Origin of the sequence: Deinococcus betulae, from assembly GCF_020166395.1 — a bacterium.
Taxonomy (GTDB): domain Bacteria; phylum Deinococcota; class Deinococci; order Deinococcales; family Deinococcaceae; genus Deinococcus; species Deinococcus betulae.
The window spans coordinates 90,486-111,132 of sequence record NZ_JAIQXU010000018.1 but is presented as its reverse complement, the minus strand read 5'-3'; the positions used below and the strand labels follow the sequence as shown (position 1 = coordinate 111,132).

Genomic DNA, 20,647 nt, shown 5'->3' with positions numbered 1-20,647 from the left:
TACGCGCTCTTTTTCCAGCGACCTTTGCCCCGGTGGCCCACACGGTTGCCGGCATGGGCGGTGCGCGCCCGCACCGTTTGGTCGTCGTAGCGCAGCATGACCGCCAGGCGCGCCCGGCTGATGATGTGGTGCGGGTGCTTGGGCACAAAAGCCGTCACGATGTCCACAAAGCCGTCCCGCTGCGGCTGGGCCACCACGTGCAGCGGCAGCGCCACCCCACAGGCTTCAAAGTAGCCGCACACCAGCCAGCGACGGTCGTCGGTGTACACCGCCCGAACGCGCCCGGTGAGCAGGACGTTGAGCACGTCGTGTTCCAGAAAGCCCTCGGCGCGGGCATGGCTGATGGCGTGGGGACACAGGTGATAGCGGCTGTCATACACCGCGTCCCGCAGCTGGGCGTGGGCGCGGGCCAGGCTGAAATCATCGGTGGTCACGCCCAGTAATTCGGCCTGACGCTGCGGCTTGAGGGGGGTTTGCAGGGCGGCGGGCCGTGGTGGCGGCGGCGCCGGGGTGCGGCGGGCGGCCTTTTCAGCGCGGGCCAGCTGCGCGCGCAGCGACAGCAGATCCGTGCTGGCCTGGACCTCACGTGGCCGGGCGGCCTGAGGCTCCTGCGAGCGGCGCCCCAGGGGCGCGGCCATTTTCTGGGCAGTCTGTTTCGTCACGGCGACCTTCACCTCCGGAAGAAACCCTCCTGCCCAGCGGCGCGTCGGCCGCCCTCTTCTGAAAAAGAAAAGGCCCCTCAAACACGGCTTCGTGTCTGTGGGGAGGCAGGCGGCGTACCCTGTTCAGGGCATGCGGGCAGCATACCACGCGCCCGGCCCGGCGCGGCGTGAGCTGCGGGGCAGACAGGCCCGGCGGCGGGTGTCTACCCTGAAGGTGTTCGGTGTTACACCCGGCTTCTTCGCTCACCTTCTCTCTGGAGGTAAGACCACGATGATTCGTCCCATGCTGGCTGCCGATGTTCCCGATGTGCTTGCCCTGCTGACCTGGATGGACGACGCGCCCGAACGTGAGGTGTTCTCGCCGGGCGCGCGCACCGAGCGGGACTTACGGGCCGAGTGTGAAGACAGCACCTGCCTGGTCGAGGCGGGCGAGGAGGGCGTGGTGGCGTACTGCGCCCTCTCGCCGTTTCGGGACGGCCTGGTGATGGAAGGCCCGGTGGGTGAAGGAGACGCCCACCTGAGTACCCTGCTGCGCCGCGCCCTGGCCCACGCTGACGGACTGCCGGTGTACGCCTTCGCGGCGCGCGACAACCTGCCAGTGCGCTCGGCACTGGAAGACGAGGGCTTTTCGCCCATGCACACCACGGCCTTTTACGACGCGCCCCTGTCCCGCCTGACCCCCCACGCCTGCGCGCCTGCCGGCCACCGCATTTCGCGGCAGCTGCCACTGGCAGCGTACCGCGAGCTCTTCCGGGCCAGCGAGGACACCTGGGCCGAGCGGCTGACCTGGACCCCGGAACAGATGGACAGCCACTTTGCCCGTGACGACGTGCGCCTGGTGGCCCTGATGCGCGGCGAGCAGCCGGTGGGCTTCGCCGAACTGGAATTCAGCCCCGACGACGGGCGCGCCGATGTGACCTATGTGGCGGTGCATCCCGCCGAGCGCGGCCAGGGCTACGGCCTGACCCTGCTGGCCCTGGCCGCCGCCGAGGCCGAGACCCACCCCGAAGTCCGTACGCTGCGCGCGCGCGCCCACGACCACATGAAACCGGCCCGCGCCCTGTATGCGCGCGCCGGCCTGACCCACTGCCGCAGCGTGGTGACCTACATGAAAGAGGGCGACGAGGACGTGTAACGGGGTAGGGCGCAGGGGCTTAGGGCCGCTAAACCTCGCCCTGGCCACAGACAGGTGTGGGTGCCCAGGTTAGGCTGCGCCCCTATGGGCAAGAAGGAGCGGCGGACCCCCCAGATGGCTTACGTGACCCTGCGCGATATGCCCGGCACCCGCGTGATGTTCTGGGTGGTGGACGCCTGCCCCTACTGCGGGGAGCGCCACCTGCATGTGGCGGGCAACCTCCGTACCGCTGACCCCGGCGAGACGCTGGGCGAGGTGCCCGCGCCGTGCCAGCCCGAGCGGCCCTACATTCTAGCCCTGCCCCCACGCCCCAAACGCAAAGCTGGCAAAGAGGAACGCCGCAGGGCCAGACGAGCGGAGAAACAGGACGACTGGGACGAAGAGCTAGGGTAGGGTCAGGAGTACCTGGTCAAGTGGCGTAAGTTGGGAAGCCGGCCGAGCTGTGCTGGCTGCTGCCGGGCGTCGGCGTCAAGAGTGCAAGACGGCAGAGGCGGCGCCTGTGTGGAGCAGTCCGCCCAGCAGCCAAGCCGCGCAGAGTCCAGCCATCAGACGGGTAGGTCCTTCGGAGTTGTGATGATTAGGTGGCAAGGGACAACAGTGCCTGTCCAACAGGACTTGCCATCAGAGCAGTCTATTCTGCAAGCAGAAGCCAGGGCTGCCCAGCTCAACAAGCGTCGCGTGGCTATTTAATGTTGATGCTCACCTGCGCCCATTCCTGCTGGGGCCGGTAGTGGTTTGGCCCCGCGGTCTGCCAGCAGAGTGGTCATCAGACGAATCTCGGCGGCCTGGGTGGCCTGAATCTGGCGGGCCAGGGCCTCCACGGCGGGCTGCACGCGGCCCTCCAGCACCGGGGCCACCATCGTCAGGGCGCCCTGGTGATGCCGGGTCATCAGCTGGAGAAACTGCACCTCAGCCTGCGCGGGCGGCAGGGTGCCAATGCGGTTCACCTCGGCCTGGGTCGCCATGCCCATCATGCGGGCGTGGTCGGCGCTCATGCCTGGGCCGCCCCAGGGCCGGTGCCATAGAGTCAGCCAGCCGCGCATCTGCCCAATCTGCTCCTGCTGCGAGAGCAGAATGTCCAGCGCCACGGTCCGCAAGGTGGCGTCGGAACTCTGCTCACGGACCTGCAGAGCCATGTCCACCGCCTGCGTGTGGTGCTGAATCATCTCGCGCACAAAGCGCACCTCGCGGCTGTCTTCTGTGGGCGGCAGCAGGCGGGGGGTGAGCAGCAGGGCGGCCGCCACCAGGGCGACCAGAACCAGCAGGGCAGGAACAGCAGCGCGGCGCATCCCCGGAGTATAGAAAGGGGCGCCTGGGTAAACTGCCCCGGATGCAGCGTTTCGTGCGGTGGCCGTCGGTGGTGGGTGGCATGGGCCTGGGGGCCGCCCTGGGTGTCCTGGCCGCTTTTTTTGGCGAGGTGCGGGCGCCTGCCCCGCTGCTGCTGACGCTTGTGGGGCTGTGCGGGGCAGCGGGCGCGTGGGCACCGGTCTGGCAAGGTCTGCGTGTGGGCGCGGCAGCCCTGGCCTTTGCGCTGGCCCTGTGCCTGCTGACCCCCATTCTGCGCGCACCCCTCAACGCTCTGACGCTGGCGCAGTCGCCCGTACAGGCCGACGCCATCGTGATTCTGGGCGGCGGCGTGCAGTGTGGCTCGGCGGTTCTGGAGCCCAGCAGTCTGGCGCGTTTGGTGCGCGGCCTGGAGTTGTGGCGGGCGGGGTACGCGCCCGTGGTGACCGTCTCAGAGCAGTCGGGGCGGCTTGGGCCGCAGGGGTGTCCCAAGATGAGCGCCATTGAACAGGCGCACATTCGCGCGCTGTACGGAGCCGCCGGGCCACAGGTCTTCACCCTGGCCAACGTAACCACCACGCGGGACGAGGCGGCGCGGGTGCGCGACCTGGCCCGCGCCCGGCAGTGGCGGCGGGTCCTGCTGGTGACCACCCCCAGCCACTCCCGCCGGGCCGCCGCGCTGTTCCGGGCGCAAGGGGTGCCGGTGACCAGCGTGCCGGCGCCCGAAACGCGCTTCGATCTGACCCTGCCCTTTCCCCATGACCGCCTGTACGCCGCGCGCATTCTGGCGTATGAGGGGTTGTCGCGCGTCAAGGCGATGTTGGGCGGCACACCGGAGCGGTAGGACCGCAAGTTCTGCGGAGTGCACACGCAGCCTGCTCTAGGCTGGAGCCATGAGCCTCCTTCTGAGAGCAGAACCCAGAATGGTTGAGGGATATGCCCCTCAACCATTCTGGGGCGAACGAAGTAAGTCTCTGGAAGAGACAGCGGCAGAAGTGGAATTGAGGGGGATGTTTTGACCCCCTCAATGGAGCTGGCAGCCGCTGTGAGTGAACCGCTAGTCGCTGTGCCTCTAGGGTTGGTCATGCTGGCTCTGGCGCTGGGGTTGCCAGTGTGGCGCGCCAGAGAAACACCGGCACCGCCCATCCCCACAGGGCGCCTGTCATATAAATATCGGCGCTCCAGTGAACCTGCACACTTTGGCCGCAGACTGGTGGGCCGCGCCTGGAGCCGAGCCACGCTTCTGATTCTCCCGCCTTTCATCCTTTATGTGTTGCTCCTGTCAACCCCTATTTATCTGATGTTGGGCGAGGCAGTTCTGTATCTGGTGTTTTTGCTGCCGCTATGGCTCCTGCTGTCCCTGACCATCAGCGCTGTCTGGGAAGGAGTGCTCGCGGCACTGCTGCTCTGGCGCCGCCGTACTGCGCCGCACGCGTAGCCCCCACCCCACAAACATCCCCTCCCCTATCGCCTACACTGGCCGGTTGATGAATGAGCCGACAATCACCGTCATAGGCGCGGGCCTGGCCGGTTCGGAAGCGGCGCTGGCCGCCGCCGGGCTGGGCGTGCGGGTGCGCCTGTATGAAATGCGCCCTGTCAAGATGACCCCAGCCCACCGCAGCGGCAACTTTGCCGAGCTGGTGTGCAGCAATTCGCTGGGCGGCGAGGGCGAGATGCAGAGCAAGGGGCTCTTGCAGGCCGAACTGCGCAGTGTGGGCGGCGCGATTGTGGGCGCCGCCGACGCCGCCAAGCTGCCTGCCGGCAACGCCCTGGCCGTGGAACGTGACGAATTCAGTGCGCGCGTGACCCGCGCCGTGCGGGAGCACCCTCTGATTGAGGTGCTGGGCGAGGAAGTCACCGCCGTGCCGGACGGCATTGCCGTGATTGCCTCCGGGCCACTGACCTCTGACGCGCTGGCCGCCGATGTGGCGCGGCTGACGGGCAGCGAGCGCCTGAGCTTCTACGACGCCGCCGCGCCGGTCCTGGCGTTTGACAGCATCAACATGGATGTCGCCTGGCGGGCCGGGCGCTACGACCAGAGCGCCGACTACATCAACTGCCCCTTTACCAAAGAGGAGTATCTGGCGTTTTTTGACGCGCTGGAACAGGCCCGCGCCCACACGCCCCACGACTGGGAAAAGCTGGAGTTTTTCGAGGGCTGCATGCCTATCGAAGAAATTGCACGCCGGGGCGTGGACACGCCGCGCTTTGGCCCCATGTCGCCCAAGGGCCTGGACGACCCACGCACCGGGCGCTGGCCCTACGCGGTGGCCCAGCTGCGGCAGGAAGACCGCGAGGGCCGGATGTGGTCGCTGGTCGGCTTTCAAACCGGGCTGAAGTGGGGCGACCAGAAGGCCGTCGTGAACCTGATTCCGGGGCTGGAGCAGGCCGAGATCGTGCGCTACGGCGTCATGCACCGCAACACCTACCTGAATGCGCCGCAGGTGCTGGACGCCACGCTGGGGCTGCGGGCCGACCCGACCAAGTTTGTGGCCGGGGTGCTGGCCGGCACCGAGGGCTACCTGGAAAGCGCCGCGACCGGCTGGCTGGCCGGCACCAACGCTGCGCGCCTGGCCCTGGGTCTGCCCCCGCTGACCCCACCAGCCGAGTCCATGCTGGGCGGCCTGGTGCGCTACTTAGCCAGCGCCAACCCCAAGGGCTTCCAGCCCATGAACGTCAACTGGGCGCTGGTGCCTGAACTTCCGGCCGAGGTGAACCCCAGGACGGGCAAGCCCCGCAAACTGGGCAAACGCGAAAAGCGCCCGGTGATGTTCCGCCGGGGCCTGGCAGCCTTTATGACCTGGGCGCAGCAGGAGGCGGGCCTGACAGTCACGCCGCCCCCCGTACCCCACGACGGCGAGACTGAAGCGGCGCTGGCTGCTCCCGCCACGCGGTGAGAGTAGAACCATCCCGGTAGAGCCCAAGGGCCTCTAGAGCAAGAGGCCTGGGCAACAGAGCGGGGCTTTGCAGCCCAGCCAGTCAGCAGACCGCCGCTTGGCCCAGAGCCCTGGCGGCGGTCAACCTCTTCCAGGGCGACGCGGCTCAGATGAACGCCGCCTGTCGCGCCCACGCACTAGAACAGCGCCGATTCGTCTGCAGTAGGCCCAGAGCCCATTCGGATCAGACTTGTTGTGCCACTGGTAGAGCTGGCGTGCGTATGCGGCGTGCCTCCACCGGTCATGCACAACGTGCTGGACAGACCTACTGCAACCGCCTCAACTGCACCGCATATTTCCCAGCCACATCCTCGCGCCACGCGGCGGTGATGTGGCCTTTTGCGTCCACTGCCACCGAGGCCGAGCGGGCGTCCCGGCGCGGGTCACGGTTGAGCACAGGCCAGGTCACCCACGCCCGGCCGTCCCAGCGGGCGGCGCGCATCTGCCCCAGGCCGTCACTGAGCCGCTCCTCAATCCAGGCCAGCACTGCCTGTCCATCTGGGGCCACCGCCAGCGACGGCGACGAGGCGTACAGGCGGCTGACCGGCCCGCCCAGCGGCTGCCAACCCTGCCCTGTCCAGCGGGCGGCCAGCAGGGTGTCCTGCCCGCCCACCTGTTCCAGCCACGCGGCGGTGGGCCGGTCTTGCCCGTCCAGCGCCAGTCGGGTCGAGGCCACGTAGGCCGGGGCGCGGTTCAGGGGCCCGCCCAGCGGTTGCCACGCCTGCCCTGTCCAGCGGGCGGCCAGCACCCGACTCCCGGTGACCTCGCCCTGTAACCACGCCACCACAGGCGCCCCCGTCCGGGTCAGGGCCAGGGCAGGCGTACGGGAAAAGGCCCGAATGTCATTAAAAGCCGGGCCACGCACCCAGCTTTTTTGCTCTGCATTCCAGCGCCGCACGGTCAGCTGACTGCCGTCGGGCTTACGCAGATACTCGCCCCAGGCCAAGACGATCTCGCCGCTCCAGGCCGCCACGGCGCGCGTGCGAGCGGCATATGGCAGGTCGTCACCCAGGTAGCGCGCGCCCCAGTCGGTCCAGCCTTCCTGCTCGCGCCAGGCCCGCAGCTCTACGACATCGTTGTCGCCGTAGTTCTCGTTCCAGACGATGGCCGGCGCGCCGCGCTCATCCAGCACCAGATTCAGGTTAGAGGCCGGGCGGGGCTGGCGGTAATTCAGCACGTCACCCAGGGGCACCCAGCCCTGGCCAGAGGCGCGCCACACCCGCACCACGCGCCCAGTAAAGGTGCCGCGCCCGCTGTTAAAGCGCCCACTATCCATCACTGCCCCCAAGTGCAGGGTGCCGTCGGGGGCCGCCGCCAGCGTGACCTCCCGCACGGGGGCGGCCAGGGTGGGCGCCGCCAGGACCACGGAAACCGGGGGCGGCGCGCCGCCAGCCAGGGCCAGGGGCAAGAGCGTCAGAATAGACAGAGCAGCTGGTCGCTTCATGAACAAACCTCCGGAAGATGCCCTGCGATTGTTTCCCACCAGATGGGCGCTTCACAAGGGCGGCCTGCGCTGCTCTATGGTTGAGGGCGTGAAGCGTGACGGGGTGCTGGTATATGGACTGGGCCGCAGCGGGCGGGGCGTGGCCCGCTTTCTGGCCCGTGAGGGCAAGCAGGCCGACTGGACCGACGCGCGGCCCGCCCCCGAGGACGAGGCGCTGATGGCCGAACTGGGCTGGACACGCGGCGACGTGACCCAGGCGTACAGCACGGTGGTCGCCGCGCCGGGCGTGCCCATTGACCACCCTGACCTGGAGCGGCTGCGCGCGGCGGGCGCCGAGGTCATTGGCGAGGTCACCCTGGCCGCCCGCGCCCACCCGGCCCTGCCGATGGTGGGCGTCACCGGCACGGCGGGCAAGGGCAGCACCACCGTCCTGATCGCCCACCTGCTGCGCGCCTGCGGTCTGAATGCCCTGGAGGGCGGCAACATTGACCCGCCGCTGCTGGACGTGGTGGACCGCGCCGAGGTGGCGGTGGCAGAACTGTCCAGTTTTCAGCTGGAACGGGTGCCGGGCCTGCGGCTGCCGGTGGCCGTGATCACGAACCTGGGCCTTGACCATCTGGACCGGCACGGCACCCCGGCGGCCTACCACGCCGCCAAGCTGAACATCACGGCGGCGCAGCAAGAAAGCGACGTCCTCGTGCTGCCCGCTGGCCTTGATGTGCCGACCCGCGCCCAGGTGCGGCGCTTCGACCCGGCGCGGCTGGCCCTATTTGACGGCACTTCCGTTCTCTACCCAGCCGACCTCCCCGCCGGCATTCACCCTGCCAATGCCGCCGCCGCCCTGCTGGCCGCTGAGGCGCTGCTGGTTCACCTGGGCCGCGCCGCCGACCCTGGCCTGCTGGCCGCCGCCCTCCAGAGCGCGCAGCCCGTCGCGGGCCGCTTTGAAACGGTGGCGCAGAAAGATGGGGTCACTTTTATCGAGGACTCGATTGCCACTCGCACCCTGGCGGTGCAGGCGGCCCTGGACCGGGCCCACCCCCCGGTGGCCTGGTTGGTGGGCGGCCGGGATAAGGGCGCCGAACTGGCGCCGCTGCGGCAGGCCGCGCAGGGCCGAGTCACGCAGGTCATCGCTTTTGGCGAGGACGGCGAGGCGCTGGCCCGCAGCCTGGGGCTGCCCTACCGCGTGGTGACCGGCGAGGACGGCGAGGCCACCATGCGGGCGGCGGTGCAGGCCGGCCTGGAGGCCCTGCCGGATGGTGGCACTGTCCTGCTGGCCCCAGTGGGCACCAGTTTTGACCAGTTCCGCGACTATAAGGCGCGCGGCGAGAGCTTCCGCCGCGCGGCGCAGGCGCTGGCCGCCGGGCAGGCAGAGGCATGAGTGTTCAGCTGCTCATCGCCCAGGTGCTGCTGCTGAGCCTGGGAATGCTGGGGATTGCGGCGGCCGACCCGGACAAGATTCTCGACCACGGGCCCAAGGCGCTGCTGGCGCTGGGCCTGACATTGGTGGTCGCCCGGCTGCGGCCCCGCGCCTTTCTGAAGGTCGGGCCGTGGGTCTGGGTGGTCACCCTGGTGCTGCTGGTGCTGGTGCACTTTATCGGGGTGGGCACCGCCGAGAGTTCCGGCACCAAGCGCTGGCTGAACTTTGGGGTCATCCGGTTTCAGCCGTCCGAGATGGCCAAGTTGGGCCTGGTCCTGATGCTGGCGTCCTTTTTTGCCCGCAGGGGCGTACAGAACAAGCTGATTAGCGCCACGGGCATGATTCTGCTCACCACTGGTCTCATCTTCTGGGAGCCGGACCTGGGCAGTAGCGTGCTGATGTTTGCCCTGGGCATCATCCTGATGTACGCGGCGGGTGTGCGCATCAGCAATATCAGCGGCTTCATGCTGGCGCTGGGGCTGATGGCTATTCCGGTGGCCGGGATTTACCTGGAACAGCATCCCTATATCAAAGAGCGCCTGATCGGCTACCAGACCCGCGACGACGTGACGGCTCAGGGCCTGGACCAGATTGGCATGGCCCACCGCGACCTGCGCATGGGCGGTATTCCTGGCCAGGGACCCGACGGCCCGCGCTACAACTACTTTGGCGAGCACACCGACATGATTGTGGCGTCGGTGGGCTTTACCTCGGGGCTGCTGGGGGTGGCGATGCTGCTCTTTGCCTACTGGCTGATCGTGGCCACCGCGCTGGACGTGGCCCACCTGGCCAGCCGCGTGCGCCCCATGACGCCCGAGATTCACGGGGCCAGCGTGATGGCCATCGGCGCCATGTTCATGATCGTGGGTCAGGCCTTCGTGAATCTGTGCGTGGCGGCCGGTATCTTTCCAGTCACGGGCGTGCCCCTTCCCCTGGTCAGCTACGGCTTTTCCAGTCTGCTGACCATGAGCATGGCGATGGCTGTCATCCACTCGGCCATGCGCGAGGTCCGGCGCCACCTGCCCGAGCAAAGCGAAAACGACAACCCGGTGGCCCTCAGTGCCGACTGAACCGGTGCCAACTGAGGCAGCGCTGGCGAACGCCGTCAGCGCCTCCCGGTCCCGCTTTTCGCTGCCCCCCATTCCGGCGGTGCTGCTGGCCATGCTGAGCATTCAGGGTGGCGCCGCCTTTGCCAAAACGCTGTTTCCCACGCTGGGTGCCGCCGGCACCACGGCCCTGCGGGTGGTGCTGGCGGCCCTGCTGCTGACCCTGGTGCTGCGCCCCAACCTGCGCCAGCTGACCCGCGCGCAGTGGCTGGTTATCGTGCCCTACGGCGCCGCCCTGGGTCTGATGAACCTGGTGTTCTACGAGTCGCTGCGCTACCTGCCCTTGGGGCTGGCCGTCACGCTGGAATTCGTAGGGCCTCTGCTGCTGGCCCTGGCCCTGTCGCGCCGCGCCCTGGATATTGCCTGGGTGGCGCTGGCCGGCCTGGGCATCGCCCTGATTGCCCCGGTGGGCGGTGAGGCCGCGCAGCAGGTGTCGGCCCAGGGCGTCGTTCTGGCCCTGACCGCCGGCGCCCTATGGGCCGGATACATCCTGGCGGGGGGAGCCGTGGGCCGCCGCGTTCCCGGCACCACCGGCGTGGTGGGGGGCATGTGGGTGGCGGCCCTGATGGTGCTTCCCTTCGGCGCCGTGCAGGCCGGGCCCGCCCTGCTCTCGCCGCACGCCCTGCTGCTGGGCCTGGCGGTGGCGGCTCTCTCCAGTGCCCTGCCCTACACCCTCGAAATGCGTGCCCTGCGCGCCATTCCGGCCCGGATTTTTGGCGTGATGATGAGTCTGGAACCGGCGATTGCGGCCCTCAGCGGGTTCCTATTTCTGCATGAACGCCTGACGCTGGTGCAGTGGCTAGCGATGGGGTGCGTGATTGCGGCGAGTGCGGGGATCAGTTTGACGGGGAAGAAGGAGAGTGGGGAGGGTTAATGTTCTGCCCTATGGATAGAGAGCGTCTGAACTGACTTGCCCCACCCCCCAGCCCCCTCCCCCAGAGGGGCAGGGGGAGCGGACGTTGGCACTGGGCAGGGATTGACTGGCGCGGCGGAGAGGCCAGGTCATTCGGCGCTATAGACGCCGTGGTCCACCTGCCGCCCATCGGCTTACGCCCGCGCGCTGCGCGCACGACGGCTTCCGTTGCTCTCCCCGTAACGGGGCAAGGTGGGGACGCTTAAAACACGAGGGTCTACTTTTGAAAGGCGCTTCTGCTTAAGCGCCTTTCTTTTGTCTTTTCAAAAGTCGAACCTCTGGGCCGCACCGACACACCTTGCCCCCTCAGCGCCCAAGTCCAGGCGAGGCCATTGTGCGCGCAGCGCGCAGGCCCTTCCGGTGGGCGGCAGGATGGCGTCGAGGCCGGACACGAAAACGAACAGAGCAAGCCGGCCAACGCCAGTCAAAACTCTTGCCCAGTGCCAACGCCCGCTCCCCCGTCCCCTCTGGGGATGGGGGCTGGGGGGTGGGGCACCCCCGCCGAAAAACAAAAAAAGCGCCCCCACACCGGAGGCGCCCCATCCACCGAGCCTTACCAGCCCGCTTTCGTCGTCGTCGTGTCCTCACCGCTGCCCGTCATCAGCAGTCCCAGCTGCGTTTCCGTGGCGTTGGCCGCGTCCACCTCGCCCACCACCTTGCCCTCGTACATCACCAGAATGCGGTCGGCCAGGTTCATCACTTCGCCCAGGTCAGCACTGACCAGCAGCACGGCGAGGCCCTGATCGCGCGCCTCCACGATCCGGCTGTGAATAAACTCGATGGCGCCGATGTCCACCCCGCGCGTGGGCTGACTGGCCACCAGAATCTTGGGCCCCTTGCGCATCTCGCGCGCCACGATGAGTTTCTGCGCGTTGCCGCCCGAATAACGCCCGGCCTGCAGGCTGGCGCTGCGGGGGCGCACGTCGTACTGCTCGCTGAGCTTACGGGCGTTGTCTTCAATGACGTCGCGCTTCAGAAAGCCAAAGGGCCCAGCAAACGGCGCCCGGTCATGTTCGCCCAGAATGTAGTTCTCAGCGGTGGTCATCTCCAGCACCAGGCCGCGTTCGTTGCGGTCCTCAGGGACATGGGACAGGCCCGACGCCTCAACCTCGCGCACGCCCTTGGCCGATTTGCCCAGATAGGTGATCTGGCCACTGTAGGTTCTCAGACCCGTAATCGCCTCGATCAGCTCGCTCTGGCCATTGCCCTCCACGCCGGCAATGCCCACGACCTCACCCGCGCGCACCTGAAAACTCACGTTGTCCACCGCGTTGCGGTGTTCGCCCTTCACGACCACATTCTGCACGTCCAGGGCGGCGGCGCCTGGCTGGGCCGCTTTTTTCTGCACCTTCAGGGTGACCTCGCGCCCCACCATCATGCGGGCCAGCAGCTCGGTGGTGGCCCCCTGGGCCGAAATGGTGCCGATCATCCGGCCGTCGCGGATCACGCTGATGGTGTCACTGATGTGCAGCACCTCATGCAGCTTGTGGCTGATGAAGATGACGGCGTTGCCGCTGGCGGCGTACTGGTTCTTGAGAAAGTCGAACAGTTCGTCGGTTTCACTGGGGGTCAGCACCGCCGTCGGCTCGTCCAGAATCAGGATGCGCGCGCCCCGGTACAGGGTCTTCAGAATCTCGACCTTCTGCTGGAGGCCCACTGGTAACTCGCCTACGGTGGCGTCGGGGTTCAGGTCAAAGTTGAACTGCTTGATCAGCTCGGCCACCCGCTTGCGCGCGGCGGCGTAGTTGATGGCCCCGCCACTGGTCGGCTCGGCGCCCAGAATCACGTTCTCGGTCACGGTCAGGGTCTCGACCAGCATGAAGTGCTGAAACACCATGCCGATGCCGCGCCGGATGGCCTCGCTGGGGTTGGTCAGGTCCACGACTTCGCCGTCCACGACAATCTGGCCGCTGGTGGGCGGCTGGATGCCGTACACGATTTTCATCAGGGTGCTTTTGCCGGCGCCGTTTTCACCGCACAGGGCGTGCACGCTGCCCCACCGCACATGCATGGAAATATCGTCGTTGGCCAGCACCAGCGGAAAGCGCTTGGTAATTCCGCGCAGTTCCAGGGCGTTGGGCGCCTTATGAGTGGTGGCCTGCAAAACGTCAGGCTGAGCAAGAGTCATACCCCGCAGTTTACCGCGCCGCAGTGGCCACGCGGCACCCGACCATGTGAAAAATAAGTCACAATAGGCGGCACATGGACAGTTTTTGGATGGCGGTCACGAACTTGGGGCGTGACGAGGTCTTTATCGTGGCATTGGCGCTGTACACCTGGCTGGTGTGGCCCAGTGGCGGGCGCAACCTGGGCGTGGCCTTTGCCCTGAGTTATCTGGTCAATTCGGCGCTGAAATACGGCCTGGACCTGCCGCGCCCCTTTTTCAATGATCCCTCGGTGGCCTCTGAGGCGGCCAAAGCGACGGCCGGCGGGCCGGGGCTGCCCAGTGGCCACACCCAGATGAGCGCGACCCTGTGGTTCGGGATGGCCGCGCAGCTGGGCCGGCGCTGGCTGTGGGTGGCGGCGGCGCTGCTGGTGGCGGTGGTGGCGGTCTCCCGCTTGGCGCTGGGGGTGCACTATCCCAGCGACGTGGTGGTGGGGCTGCTGCTGGGCGGGCTGTTCGCCTACGCCGCTGCCCGGAGCCATTTCCCGGAACACGACCTGGGCCGCTGGCTGCCTCCGGCACTGGTGCTGGTGGTGGCCGCCGTGCTGCCGGCGAACACCCCGCGCGAGGTGGGGGTGGGCCTGGGCCTGCTGGCCGGCTTCTGGGTGACCCGCCCCACCTTCGCCCCGCCGCGTGACCTGACGGGCCGCCTGATCGTGGCGGTCGCCGGCCTGGTGATGGTGTTCGCCGTCTACTTTGGCCTGAGCGCCCTGCCCGACGCCCTCAAAGACCTGACCGTCGTGCGGGTGCTGCGCTACGCCCTGCTGGTGGTCGTCGCGGCCGAGGTGGTGCCCGCCGTGCTGCGCCGCTGGCTGCCTGCACAGACCGGGGTGTCGGTCCCGGCGCCGCAGCCCGTACACTAAAGCAGCAGTTCACCCGCAGGCTTTTGGGAGGTTGTTATGGGCACACGTTACCGCCTGTCTGTTCGTCTTGTTGCCGCTGGCCTGCCGGCCCTGATGCTGGCGGGCGCCGTGCTGGCCCAGACCACCCCCTCCTCTGCCGGCGCCCTGAGCGCCACCCCGAACGCGGCGCGCGGCGCAACCCTGGCGGCCAGTTCCTGCGCCGGCTGCCACCGGGCCGGGGGACGCGCGCCTGTGCTGGAAGGCCAGAGTGCGGCCCGAATTCAGGAGGCGCTGGTGGCCTTCCGGGCCGGCACCCGGCGCAACCCTGTCATGCAGGGGGTGGCCTCTCAGCTGTCGGACCAGAACATCGTGGATGTGGCGGCGCACTACGCCCAGGCCGGCGCCACACCGGCGGCCCCCGTGCCCAGCACCCCAGCGCCAGCTACCCCAGCGGCTCCCACCACGCCGCCGGCCAGCCCGGTCTCCACCCCACCCGCTGCCACGGCTGCTGCCCGCTTGGCTCAGGGCACAGCCCTATATCTGGAAGGCGACCCGGCTCGCAATGTCATGGCCTGCGTGGTCTGCCACGGCGAAGACGGGCAGGGGGCCGACGCCCTGGGCATTCCCAGTCTGGTTGGCCTGGGTGAAACCGCTGTTCTGGCGGCCTTGAAGGAGTACCGCGCCCTGCCGCCCGTGGGAATCGCTTACCCCGACGCCATGCGCATTGCCCTCAAACCCATAACGGACGGCGACCTGGCCGCCGTGGCCGCCTATGTGGGCACGCTGAAATAAAGCTGTTGGCGGGTCAGGCGCGCTGAGAAACGCTCTCAGCGCGCCTGATTTTTATACGGATTCCGTCTATTTCGTTAACAAATGAAGGAACCGATTCGTTAACTCCACGCCCTTCAGCCCGCTTTTTCTCCTGCTCGCTCTGCTGCGCAGCTTTGCAAGCCCGCTCGGATTGAATCATTTTTGCAAACGATTCAATCGGAGTCCGTATTACTTCACCCGCACCGCTTTAGTAGGGGGCTGGCGGCGAATCCAGGCCACGAAGCGGGCCACGTCCTCCTGGGCACGCAGTGCGGGCAAGTCGCGGTAGTCGCGGGCCAGTTCCGCATTCGTCAGGGTGCGGTGCAGGAACTTGTGGCAGGCCGGGCACAGGAGCGTGGTCGGCAATTCGGCGGCCTTCAGCCCCTGCCGCCGGCCCTGAGAACGGGGCAGCAGGTGGTGCTCTGTCAGCTGCGGCACCTCACGCTCACACAGGGCGCAGCAGTCAGGCGGCCGGGGCGGCGGAGGCCAGGCAGAGGGAGCGCGGCGGCGGGCCATTGGAAGCAGCATAGGGTGCCAACGCGACCCCAGACCGTGCCCAGAGTTGCAGGAGAAAGGGGTCACAGCTGTGCTTCAGAGAAGGGCTCCTCCGGACTCTGTGTGTTCCGCCGACAAATCGGAAAGGAGCCGATTTGCCGGCTCCACGCCCGGACCTCGTTTCTCTCCTGCTCGCTCCGCTCGGATTGAACCGCTTTTGCAAGCGATTCAATCGGAGTCGGTATCAGGCAGCAAGCTCGATGAGGGGCTAACTCCAGCGAGCAAAGCCTGAAGTCCGTCCAGCCAGGTCACGGAGCGCATACACAGCTGAGAGAGCGCCAGCCTGGCCTTCTCGCCAGAGGGCTCCCACACCCGTTCAGCGCGGGACATCAGGCCCCTATCCTCCCCTACAGCCTTGTCAGCTCGGGATACTTCTGAATGGCCTCGTCCTCGCTCAGGAATTCGCCCGGAGCGTCGGGGCTCCAGACCACTTCAGCCCGAATGAGGTCGCCGGGGGTCACGCTGCTCAGGGCGCTCAGGGCGGCGCGGGCTTCACCGGCGTTGGTGGCGCCGGCTGGGGGCAGCCCCGCCAGTGTGTGGGCGGCCACCGCAATCGTGACTGCCAGGTACTGGTCGCCGGCGTCAGCCTGAAAGGTGTAGTCGTCGCGGCGCTGATAGCCGCTGTGGGGATCACGGTTCTGGTAGTTGCTGGTGGTCTGCTCGGTAAAGGCGGCGCGGGCCTGGGTGGCCCAGGCGCCCACCTGGCTGTCGGCGGTGGCGGCCGAGCCCTGGGCGCGTTCCACATTGCCGTACACCCAGCGCTCGGGGTGGCGCAGCACCACCAGTGCGGCTTCCTGCAACATGCGGGTCAGGCCCTCGTTGGTGTCGGGGTCGCCGCTCTGGGCCACGCGGCCCAGGGCGCGCTTGACCTCATCCCCCTCGGCCAGCAGCAACTGCACACTCAGGGCCTGCGCAGTGCCGCTGACGGCCCCCAGCCCGCGTGCGCCGCCGCTGCCCAGACCCCGGCGCAGGGCGCCCACCACCAGGAAAATCACCACGCCCAGCACCAGCAGGCCAATCAGGCCGCCCCCGCCGCTGCTGTAGCCGTACCCACCGCCGTAGCCGCCATTATTGATAATGATGGGGCCGCTGTACCCGCCCCCGTAGCCGCCGCTGTACCCCCCCCCACGCGACGGACTGCTGTACCCCCCCGAACTGCCGCCGGAGCTCCCCCCCGAGCTGCCCGAACTGCGCCCGCCAAAGCCTCCACCGGACTGCGCCCCGGCCCACCCAGCCAGCAGGGGCACCAGCAAGCAGGTCAGAAGCACAGTCAGCAGCAGGGGTGCGCGGCGCGGCGTAAACGCGGTCATAGCGCAAGTGTACTGGCCTGCCCTGGGCGCGCCTGCACCGTTTCTTCACGGCCTGCGGCAGCGGCCCGTACACTGGCCGGCGTGAGCGAGCGCCCCTCTGCCTTTGTCCTGACCCCAGATGCCTGGGCCACCTTCCTGGCGTCCCTGTACGAGCGGGATGACCGCCTGGACGTGCGCCGGCCCGGCGAAACCTACGCCCCAGACGAGGCGGTGGACGCCTGGGCCCTGAGCGCCCACGCCGAGGCCCTGCGCAGCGCCGAGGTGGACGGTGACCTGTGGGGAACGCTGGACGACATCGAAGAAACGGCCGCCACCGAAGACGAGGCCTGGAGCACAATTGCCGCGTTTTACCTGGCGCGCGGCTGCGTGCTGGTCGAGGTGCAGGGCCTGGACGAGCCCGAGGACTGGATTTTCAGCGAAGGGCTGGCCCGGCGCCTGGGGCTGGGCGGGCCGTAGGAAATTCATCCGTTTTCGGAAGAGTCAGAAGGGCACCTAAGATTGCCCCGTCGGTGCTTTGCAAGTCCAATTCCCGGAGCCCCGTACCCTCTCCTCCACCCTGGACGGTGCCGCTTTGCAGCGCCAGCCAGCCCAACGCCCTCCTACCCTGAGGAATGTTCGGAATCGGGACCAAGCTGCAACGGCGTGAACTGCGCGTAAATTGCAGCTCATCCTGCACAGATGAGGGGGGCGTAGGCTGCTTCTCATGAGTCATCACTTTCCCCTGAAACGGCTGCTGGTGCTGGGTGCCCTGGTGGGCGCCGGCGCGTACTACTTCAGCCGCGAGCAAAACCGCCGCGCCCTGGACGCCAAGCTGGCCGAACTGGGCCTGAAAGACGCCGCCCACGACGTGGGCCAGAGCGTCACCAAGGGCTGGGAGAAGACCAAAGACGCCGCCAAGGATGCGGGCGCCGTCATTGCCGAGAAGGCCGGCGAGGTCAAAGACGCCGCCTCGGGCGGCACGCAGGCGGCGCTGGACAAGGCCAAAGAGGTGGCCGGCGACGTGAAAACGGCTGTCAGTGGGGCGACCACCCAGGCTGGCGCTGCCGCCCGCGACGTGGCGAACACCGCCAGCGACAAGGCGGCGGACGTCAAGACTGAAGTGAAACAGAACGCCGGCCAGGCGGCTGCCGACGCCAAGCAGGCCGGCAATGACCTCAAGGACGCGGCCAAGCAGGCGGGCGCCGAGGCAAAAACCGCCGCCACCCCGGCCGCTGCCGATCTCAAAACGGCCGCCCAGGACACCACCCGGCCCGCCGGGCAGCCCAACCCCAAAGCCTGACCACCCAGTTTTCCCCTGGCGCCCCCCTTCCCCTGTGGAGGGGGGTTAACCTTGACCGTAAGGCACGTTCCTGCCGCCTGGCGCCCTGCCCGCTACACTCGGCCCCATGACGCGCCGGGACGAACAGCACAGCACCCAGACGCTGGAGCGCACGGAGACAGAGCGGCCCCGGCTGTTCCGGGTGCTGCTGCTCAATGACGATTACACGCCGATGGACTTCGTGGTGCTGGTGCTGCGCCGCTATTTCCACAAAGCCGAGCAGGACGCGCAGCTGATTATGCTGGCGGTTCACCACAAGGGGCAGGGGGTGGCGGGCGTCTACCCGCGCGACGTGGCCGAAACGAAGGTGGCACAGGTCATGGGCCACGCCCAGCGAGAGGGCCACCCGCTGCGGGTGGTTGCCGAGCCAGAGGCGAGCGAATGAGGCGGGACAGTTGCTCAGCCTGGAGGCAGCGTCCTCCCTGTCCTCAGCCCAGCCACACGGCCTCACAGGACCGTGGAGGCGCGCGCTTCCGTGTGCAGAGGTATTTATGATTGGCGACCACTTACAAGTCACGATTGGGCGGGCAGCCGACTACGCCCGCGAGGCCGGGCACGAATACGTGACCCAGGAACATCTGCTGCTGGCCCTGACCCACGACCCTGAAGCGCTGGAAGCCCTGCTGGCCCTGGCGGTGGATGTCGAGCGGCTGCGCGGCGACCTCAGCCACCATCTAAACACCCTGGAGCAGTTGGAGGACGCCGAGCCGGACTTTACCCTGGGCGTTCACCGGGTCGTGGAAGGCGCCGTGCTGCAACTGCACGCCAGCGGCAAGGGCCGCGAGCAGGCCGACGGCGCGCGGGTGCTGGCCGAGCTGCTGGAAGAAGAAGACAGCGCCGCCCGCGCCGCCCTGGAAGCTCAGGGTGTGACGCGCCTGGACGTCCTGAGCTACCTGTCCCACGGCGCGGCCAAGGTCCCGGGCCGCGAACGGGAGCGCCGGGTGGCCGGTGTGGACGCCACTGGCCCCGACCAGCCCGCCGAAGCCGAGCCGGACCCGCTAGCCGCCTATGCCAGCGACCTGACCGCTCAGGCTCGCGCCAGCGCCTTTGACCCAGTGATTGGCCGCACGCCGGAACTGGAGCGCGTGACGCACATCCTGGCGCGGCGCACCAAGAACAACCCCGTCCTGGTGGGTGAACCCGGCGTGGGCAAAACCGCGCTGGCCGAGGGGCTGGCGCAGCGCGTGGTGGGTGGGCAGGCCCCCGGATTCCTGCGCGGCGCCGCCGTGTACGCTCTGGACCTGGGTGCCCTGCTGGCCGGCACCCGTTACCGGGGGGATTTCGAGGCCCGCCTGAAGGCCGTGCTGGCCGCGCTGGACGGGCAGAACGCGGTGCTGTTTATTGATGAGCTGCACACCCTGGTCGGCGCCGGGGCCACCGAAGGCGGCAGCGTGGACGCCGCCAACCTTCTGAAACCTGCGCTGGCGCGGGGGGGGCTGCGGGTGCTGGGGGCCACCACCCCCGCTGAGCTGCGCCACCTGGAAAAAGACCGCGCCCTGTGGCGGCGGTTTCAGACCGTGGAGGTCCCCGAACCCAGCGAGGAGGACGCCCTGAGCATCGTGCAGGGCCTCGCGGGGCGCTACGCCGCGCACCACGGGGTCACCTACACCCCAGCGGCGCTGGACGCGGCGGTGCGCCTGTCGGTGCGCCACCTGCGTGACCGCTTTCTGCCCGACAAGGCCATTGACGTGCTGGATGAAGCCGGGGCCGCGCGGTCCAGCGCTGGGCAGGGCGGCACCCTGGACGTGCCCGACATAGAGGCCACCGTGGCCCGCATGGCCCGCGTGCCGCTGGGCACCGTCAAGGCCGAGGAGGTGACCTCGCTGGCCACCCTGGAAGCCGACCTGAAGGCGCGTGTGTTTGGGCAGGACGCGGCGGTGTCGGCCGTCGCCAGTGCCGTCAAACTGGCCCGCGCCGGGCTGCGCGACCCCCAGAAACCGCAGGGCATGTTCCTGCTGGCGGGGCCCACGGGGGTCGGCAAAACTGAACTGGCCCGCGCCCTGGCCGAGCGGCTGGGCATCCACCTGGCCCGCTTTGACATGAGTGAGTACCAGGAGGCCCACACCGTGGCGCGGCTGATCGGCGCGCCTCCCGGCTATGTGGGCTTTGACCAGGGCGGCCTGCTGACCGACGCCGTAGCCAAGCATCCCCACGCCGTCGTGCTGCTGGACGAGATCGAGAAGGCGCACCCCGACGTGTACAACCTCTTTTTGCAACTGATGGACCACGGCACACTGACCGACCACACCGGCAAGAAGGTAGATGGACGCGGCCTGCTGCTGATGTTCACCACCAATGCGGGGGCCGCCGACGCCGCACGCCCGGCGCTGGGCTTTTCGCGGGTGGGCCGCCCCGGTGAGGAAAACGAGGCGGTCAAACGCACCTTTACCCCCGAATTCCGCAACCGCCTGGACGCGGTGCTGCATTTTGCTCCCCTGTCCCCGGACATCATGGGCGGCGTCGTGGACAAGTTCCTGCGGGGGCTCCAGGCCCAGCTGAAGGAGCGCGGCGTGACATTGACCGTCACGCCCGCCGCCCGCGCCCGCCTGGCGGAGCTGGGTCACGACCCCGCGCTGGGCGCCCGCCCCCTGGCCAGAGTCATTGAAACCCGTCTGGGCCGGCCCTTAGCCGATGAACTGCTGTTTGGCCGCCTCAAGGGTGGGGGAGCAATCACAGCTGATGTCCAGAACGGCGAGTTCACCTTTACTTAAGGCAAGTGGTGGGATGTAAAGGTTCCCTGCATCTTTCCTC

The 20,647-nt window shown here is 68.2% G+C and carries 20 protein-coding genes; 14 read left to right on the top strand and 6 right to left on the bottom strand.

What is annotated here, in order from left to right:
- The coding region (locus K7W42_RS14250) for a DUF4258 domain-containing protein (RefSeq protein ID WP_224575544.1) at positions 1 to 638 on the bottom strand (638 nt) is incomplete at its 3' end.
- Positions 639 to 933: 295 nt separating this feature from the next.
- Here K7W42_RS14250 and K7W42_RS14245 point away from each other — a divergent pair.
- Together K7W42_RS14245 and K7W42_RS14240 are read left to right on the top strand one after the other, a co-directional pair.
- Entirely contained in the window at positions 934 to 1,797 is an 864-nt protein-coding gene (locus K7W42_RS14245) for a GNAT family N-acetyltransferase (protein WP_224575536.1), read from the top strand.
- A gap of 84 nt (positions 1,798 to 1,881) precedes the next feature.
- On the top strand, positions 1,882 to 2,190 hold the full coding sequence (locus K7W42_RS14240) for a hypothetical protein (protein ID WP_224575535.1): 309 nt from the start codon (positions 1,882 to 1,884) through the stop codon (positions 2,188 to 2,190).
- A 293-nt stretch (positions 2,191 to 2,483) separates the two neighbouring features.
- Here K7W42_RS14240 and K7W42_RS14235 read toward each other — a convergent pair whose 3' ends face one another.
- A complete protein-coding gene (locus K7W42_RS14235) occupies positions 2,484 to 3,086 on the bottom strand; it encodes a DUF305 domain-containing protein (RefSeq protein WP_224575534.1) in 603 nt (200 codons plus the stop codon).
- A gap of 41 nt (positions 3,087 to 3,127) precedes the next feature.
- Between K7W42_RS14235 and K7W42_RS14230 the strand changes: the two genes are divergently transcribed.
- From K7W42_RS14230 to trmFO, 3 genes are all read left to right on the top strand, one after another.
- The gene (locus K7W42_RS14230; protein ID WP_224575533.1) at positions 3,128 to 3,925 is read left to right on the top strand and encodes a YdcF family protein; all 798 of its coding nucleotides are present in this window, start codon (positions 3,128 to 3,130) and stop codon (positions 3,923 to 3,925) included.
- A 240-nt stretch (positions 3,926 to 4,165) separates the two neighbouring features.
- A complete protein-coding gene (locus K7W42_RS14225; protein WP_224575532.1) occupies positions 4,166 to 4,519 on the top strand; it encodes a hypothetical protein in 354 nt (117 codons plus the stop codon).
- Positions 4,520 to 4,568: 49 nt separating this feature from the next.
- On the top strand, positions 4,569 to 5,978 hold the full coding sequence (gene trmFO, locus K7W42_RS14220) for a methylenetetrahydrofolate--tRNA-(uracil(54)-C(5))-methyltransferase (FADH(2)-oxidizing) TrmFO (protein WP_224575531.1): 1,410 nt from the start codon (positions 4,569 to 4,571) through the stop codon (positions 5,976 to 5,978).
- A 304-nt stretch (positions 5,979 to 6,282) separates the two neighbouring features.
- Here trmFO and K7W42_RS14215 read toward each other — a convergent pair whose 3' ends face one another.
- Complete coding sequence (locus K7W42_RS14215; protein WP_224575530.1) at positions 6,283 to 7,461, bottom strand: hypothetical protein; 1,179 nt, start codon at positions 7,459 to 7,461, stop codon at positions 6,283 to 6,285.
- 76 nt (positions 7,462 to 7,537) lie between these two features.
- On the opposite strand from K7W42_RS14215, the gene murD reads away from it, so the two are divergent.
- The 3 genes from murD (at position 7,538) to K7W42_RS14200 (ending at position 10,858) form a co-directional block, all read left to right on the top strand.
- Positions 7,538 to 8,839: a UDP-N-acetylmuramoyl-L-alanine--D-glutamate ligase gene (gene murD / locus K7W42_RS14210; protein WP_439648864.1), complete on the top strand. Its 1,302-nt coding sequence runs from the start codon at positions 7,538 to 7,540 to the stop codon at positions 8,837 to 8,839.
- On the top strand, positions 8,836 to 9,948 hold the full coding sequence (locus tag K7W42_RS14205; RefSeq protein ID WP_224575528.1) for an FtsW/RodA/SpoVE family cell cycle protein: 1,113 nt from the start codon (positions 8,836 to 8,838) through the stop codon (positions 9,946 to 9,948). The genes murD and K7W42_RS14205 overlap by 4 nt, the downstream gene beginning before the upstream one ends.
- A gap of 91 nt (positions 9,949 to 10,039) precedes the next feature.
- Complete coding sequence (locus tag K7W42_RS14200) at positions 10,040 to 10,858, top strand: EamA family transporter (protein ID WP_224575542.1); 819 nt, start codon at positions 10,040 to 10,042, stop codon at positions 10,856 to 10,858.
- A gap of 592 nt (positions 10,859 to 11,450) precedes the next feature.
- On the opposite strand, the gene K7W42_RS14195 is transcribed toward K7W42_RS14200, so the two are convergent.
- Positions 11,451 to 13,025, bottom strand: a complete 1,575-nt coding sequence (locus tag K7W42_RS14195) for an ABC transporter ATP-binding protein (RefSeq protein WP_224575527.1) — start codon at positions 13,023 to 13,025, stop codon at positions 11,451 to 11,453.
- Positions 13,026 to 13,099: 74 nt separating this feature from the next.
- Between K7W42_RS14195 and K7W42_RS14190 the strand changes: the two genes are divergently transcribed.
- The gene (locus tag K7W42_RS14190) at positions 13,100 to 13,924 is read left to right on the top strand and encodes a phosphatase PAP2 family protein (RefSeq protein WP_224575525.1); all 825 of its coding nucleotides are present in this window, start codon (positions 13,100 to 13,102) and stop codon (positions 13,922 to 13,924) included.
- A gap of 36 nt (positions 13,925 to 13,960) precedes the next feature.
- A complete protein-coding gene (locus tag K7W42_RS14185) occupies positions 13,961 to 14,695 on the top strand; it encodes a c-type cytochrome (RefSeq protein ID WP_224575523.1) in 735 nt (244 codons plus the stop codon).
- 207 nt (positions 14,696 to 14,902) lie between these two features.
- Here K7W42_RS14185 and K7W42_RS14180 read toward each other — a convergent pair whose 3' ends face one another.
- Together K7W42_RS14180 and K7W42_RS14175 are read right to left on the bottom strand one after the other, a co-directional pair.
- Positions 14,903 to 15,229 carry an HNH endonuclease gene (locus K7W42_RS14180; RefSeq protein ID WP_224575521.1) on the bottom strand — a complete coding sequence of 109 codons (327 nt, stop codon included), beginning with the start codon at positions 15,227 to 15,229 and terminating at the stop codon, positions 14,903 to 14,905.
- Positions 15,230 to 15,615: 386 nt separating this feature from the next.
- Positions 15,616 to 16,578: a DUF1517 domain-containing protein gene (locus K7W42_RS14175; protein ID WP_224575519.1), complete on the bottom strand. Its 963-nt coding sequence runs from the start codon at positions 16,576 to 16,578 to the stop codon at positions 15,616 to 15,618.
- An 81-nt stretch (positions 16,579 to 16,659) separates the two neighbouring features.
- Here K7W42_RS14175 and K7W42_RS14170 point away from each other — a divergent pair, with 81 nt between their 5' ends.
- The 4 genes from K7W42_RS14170 (at position 16,660) to K7W42_RS14155 (ending at position 20,607) form a co-directional block, all read left to right on the top strand.
- A complete protein-coding gene (locus tag K7W42_RS14170) occupies positions 16,660 to 17,034 on the top strand; it encodes a hypothetical protein (RefSeq protein WP_224575517.1) in 375 nt (124 codons plus the stop codon).
- 247 nt (positions 17,035 to 17,281) lie between these two features.
- On the top strand, positions 17,282 to 17,857 hold the full coding sequence (locus K7W42_RS14165; RefSeq protein WP_224575515.1) for a desiccation-associated late embryogenesis abundant protein: 576 nt from the start codon (positions 17,282 to 17,284) through the stop codon (positions 17,855 to 17,857).
- 106 nt (positions 17,858 to 17,963) lie between these two features.
- Entirely contained in the window at positions 17,964 to 18,281 is a 318-nt protein-coding gene (gene clpS, locus K7W42_RS14160; RefSeq protein ID WP_224575513.1) for an ATP-dependent Clp protease adapter ClpS, read from the top strand.
- Between the two features lie 106 nt (positions 18,282 to 18,387).
- Positions 18,388 to 20,607 (top strand): AAA family ATPase, encoded by a 2,220-nt coding sequence (locus tag K7W42_RS14155; protein WP_224575511.1) that lies wholly within the window; start codon positions 18,388 to 18,390, stop codon positions 20,605 to 20,607.
- The last annotated feature ends 40 nt before the right edge of the window (positions 20,608 to 20,647 follow it).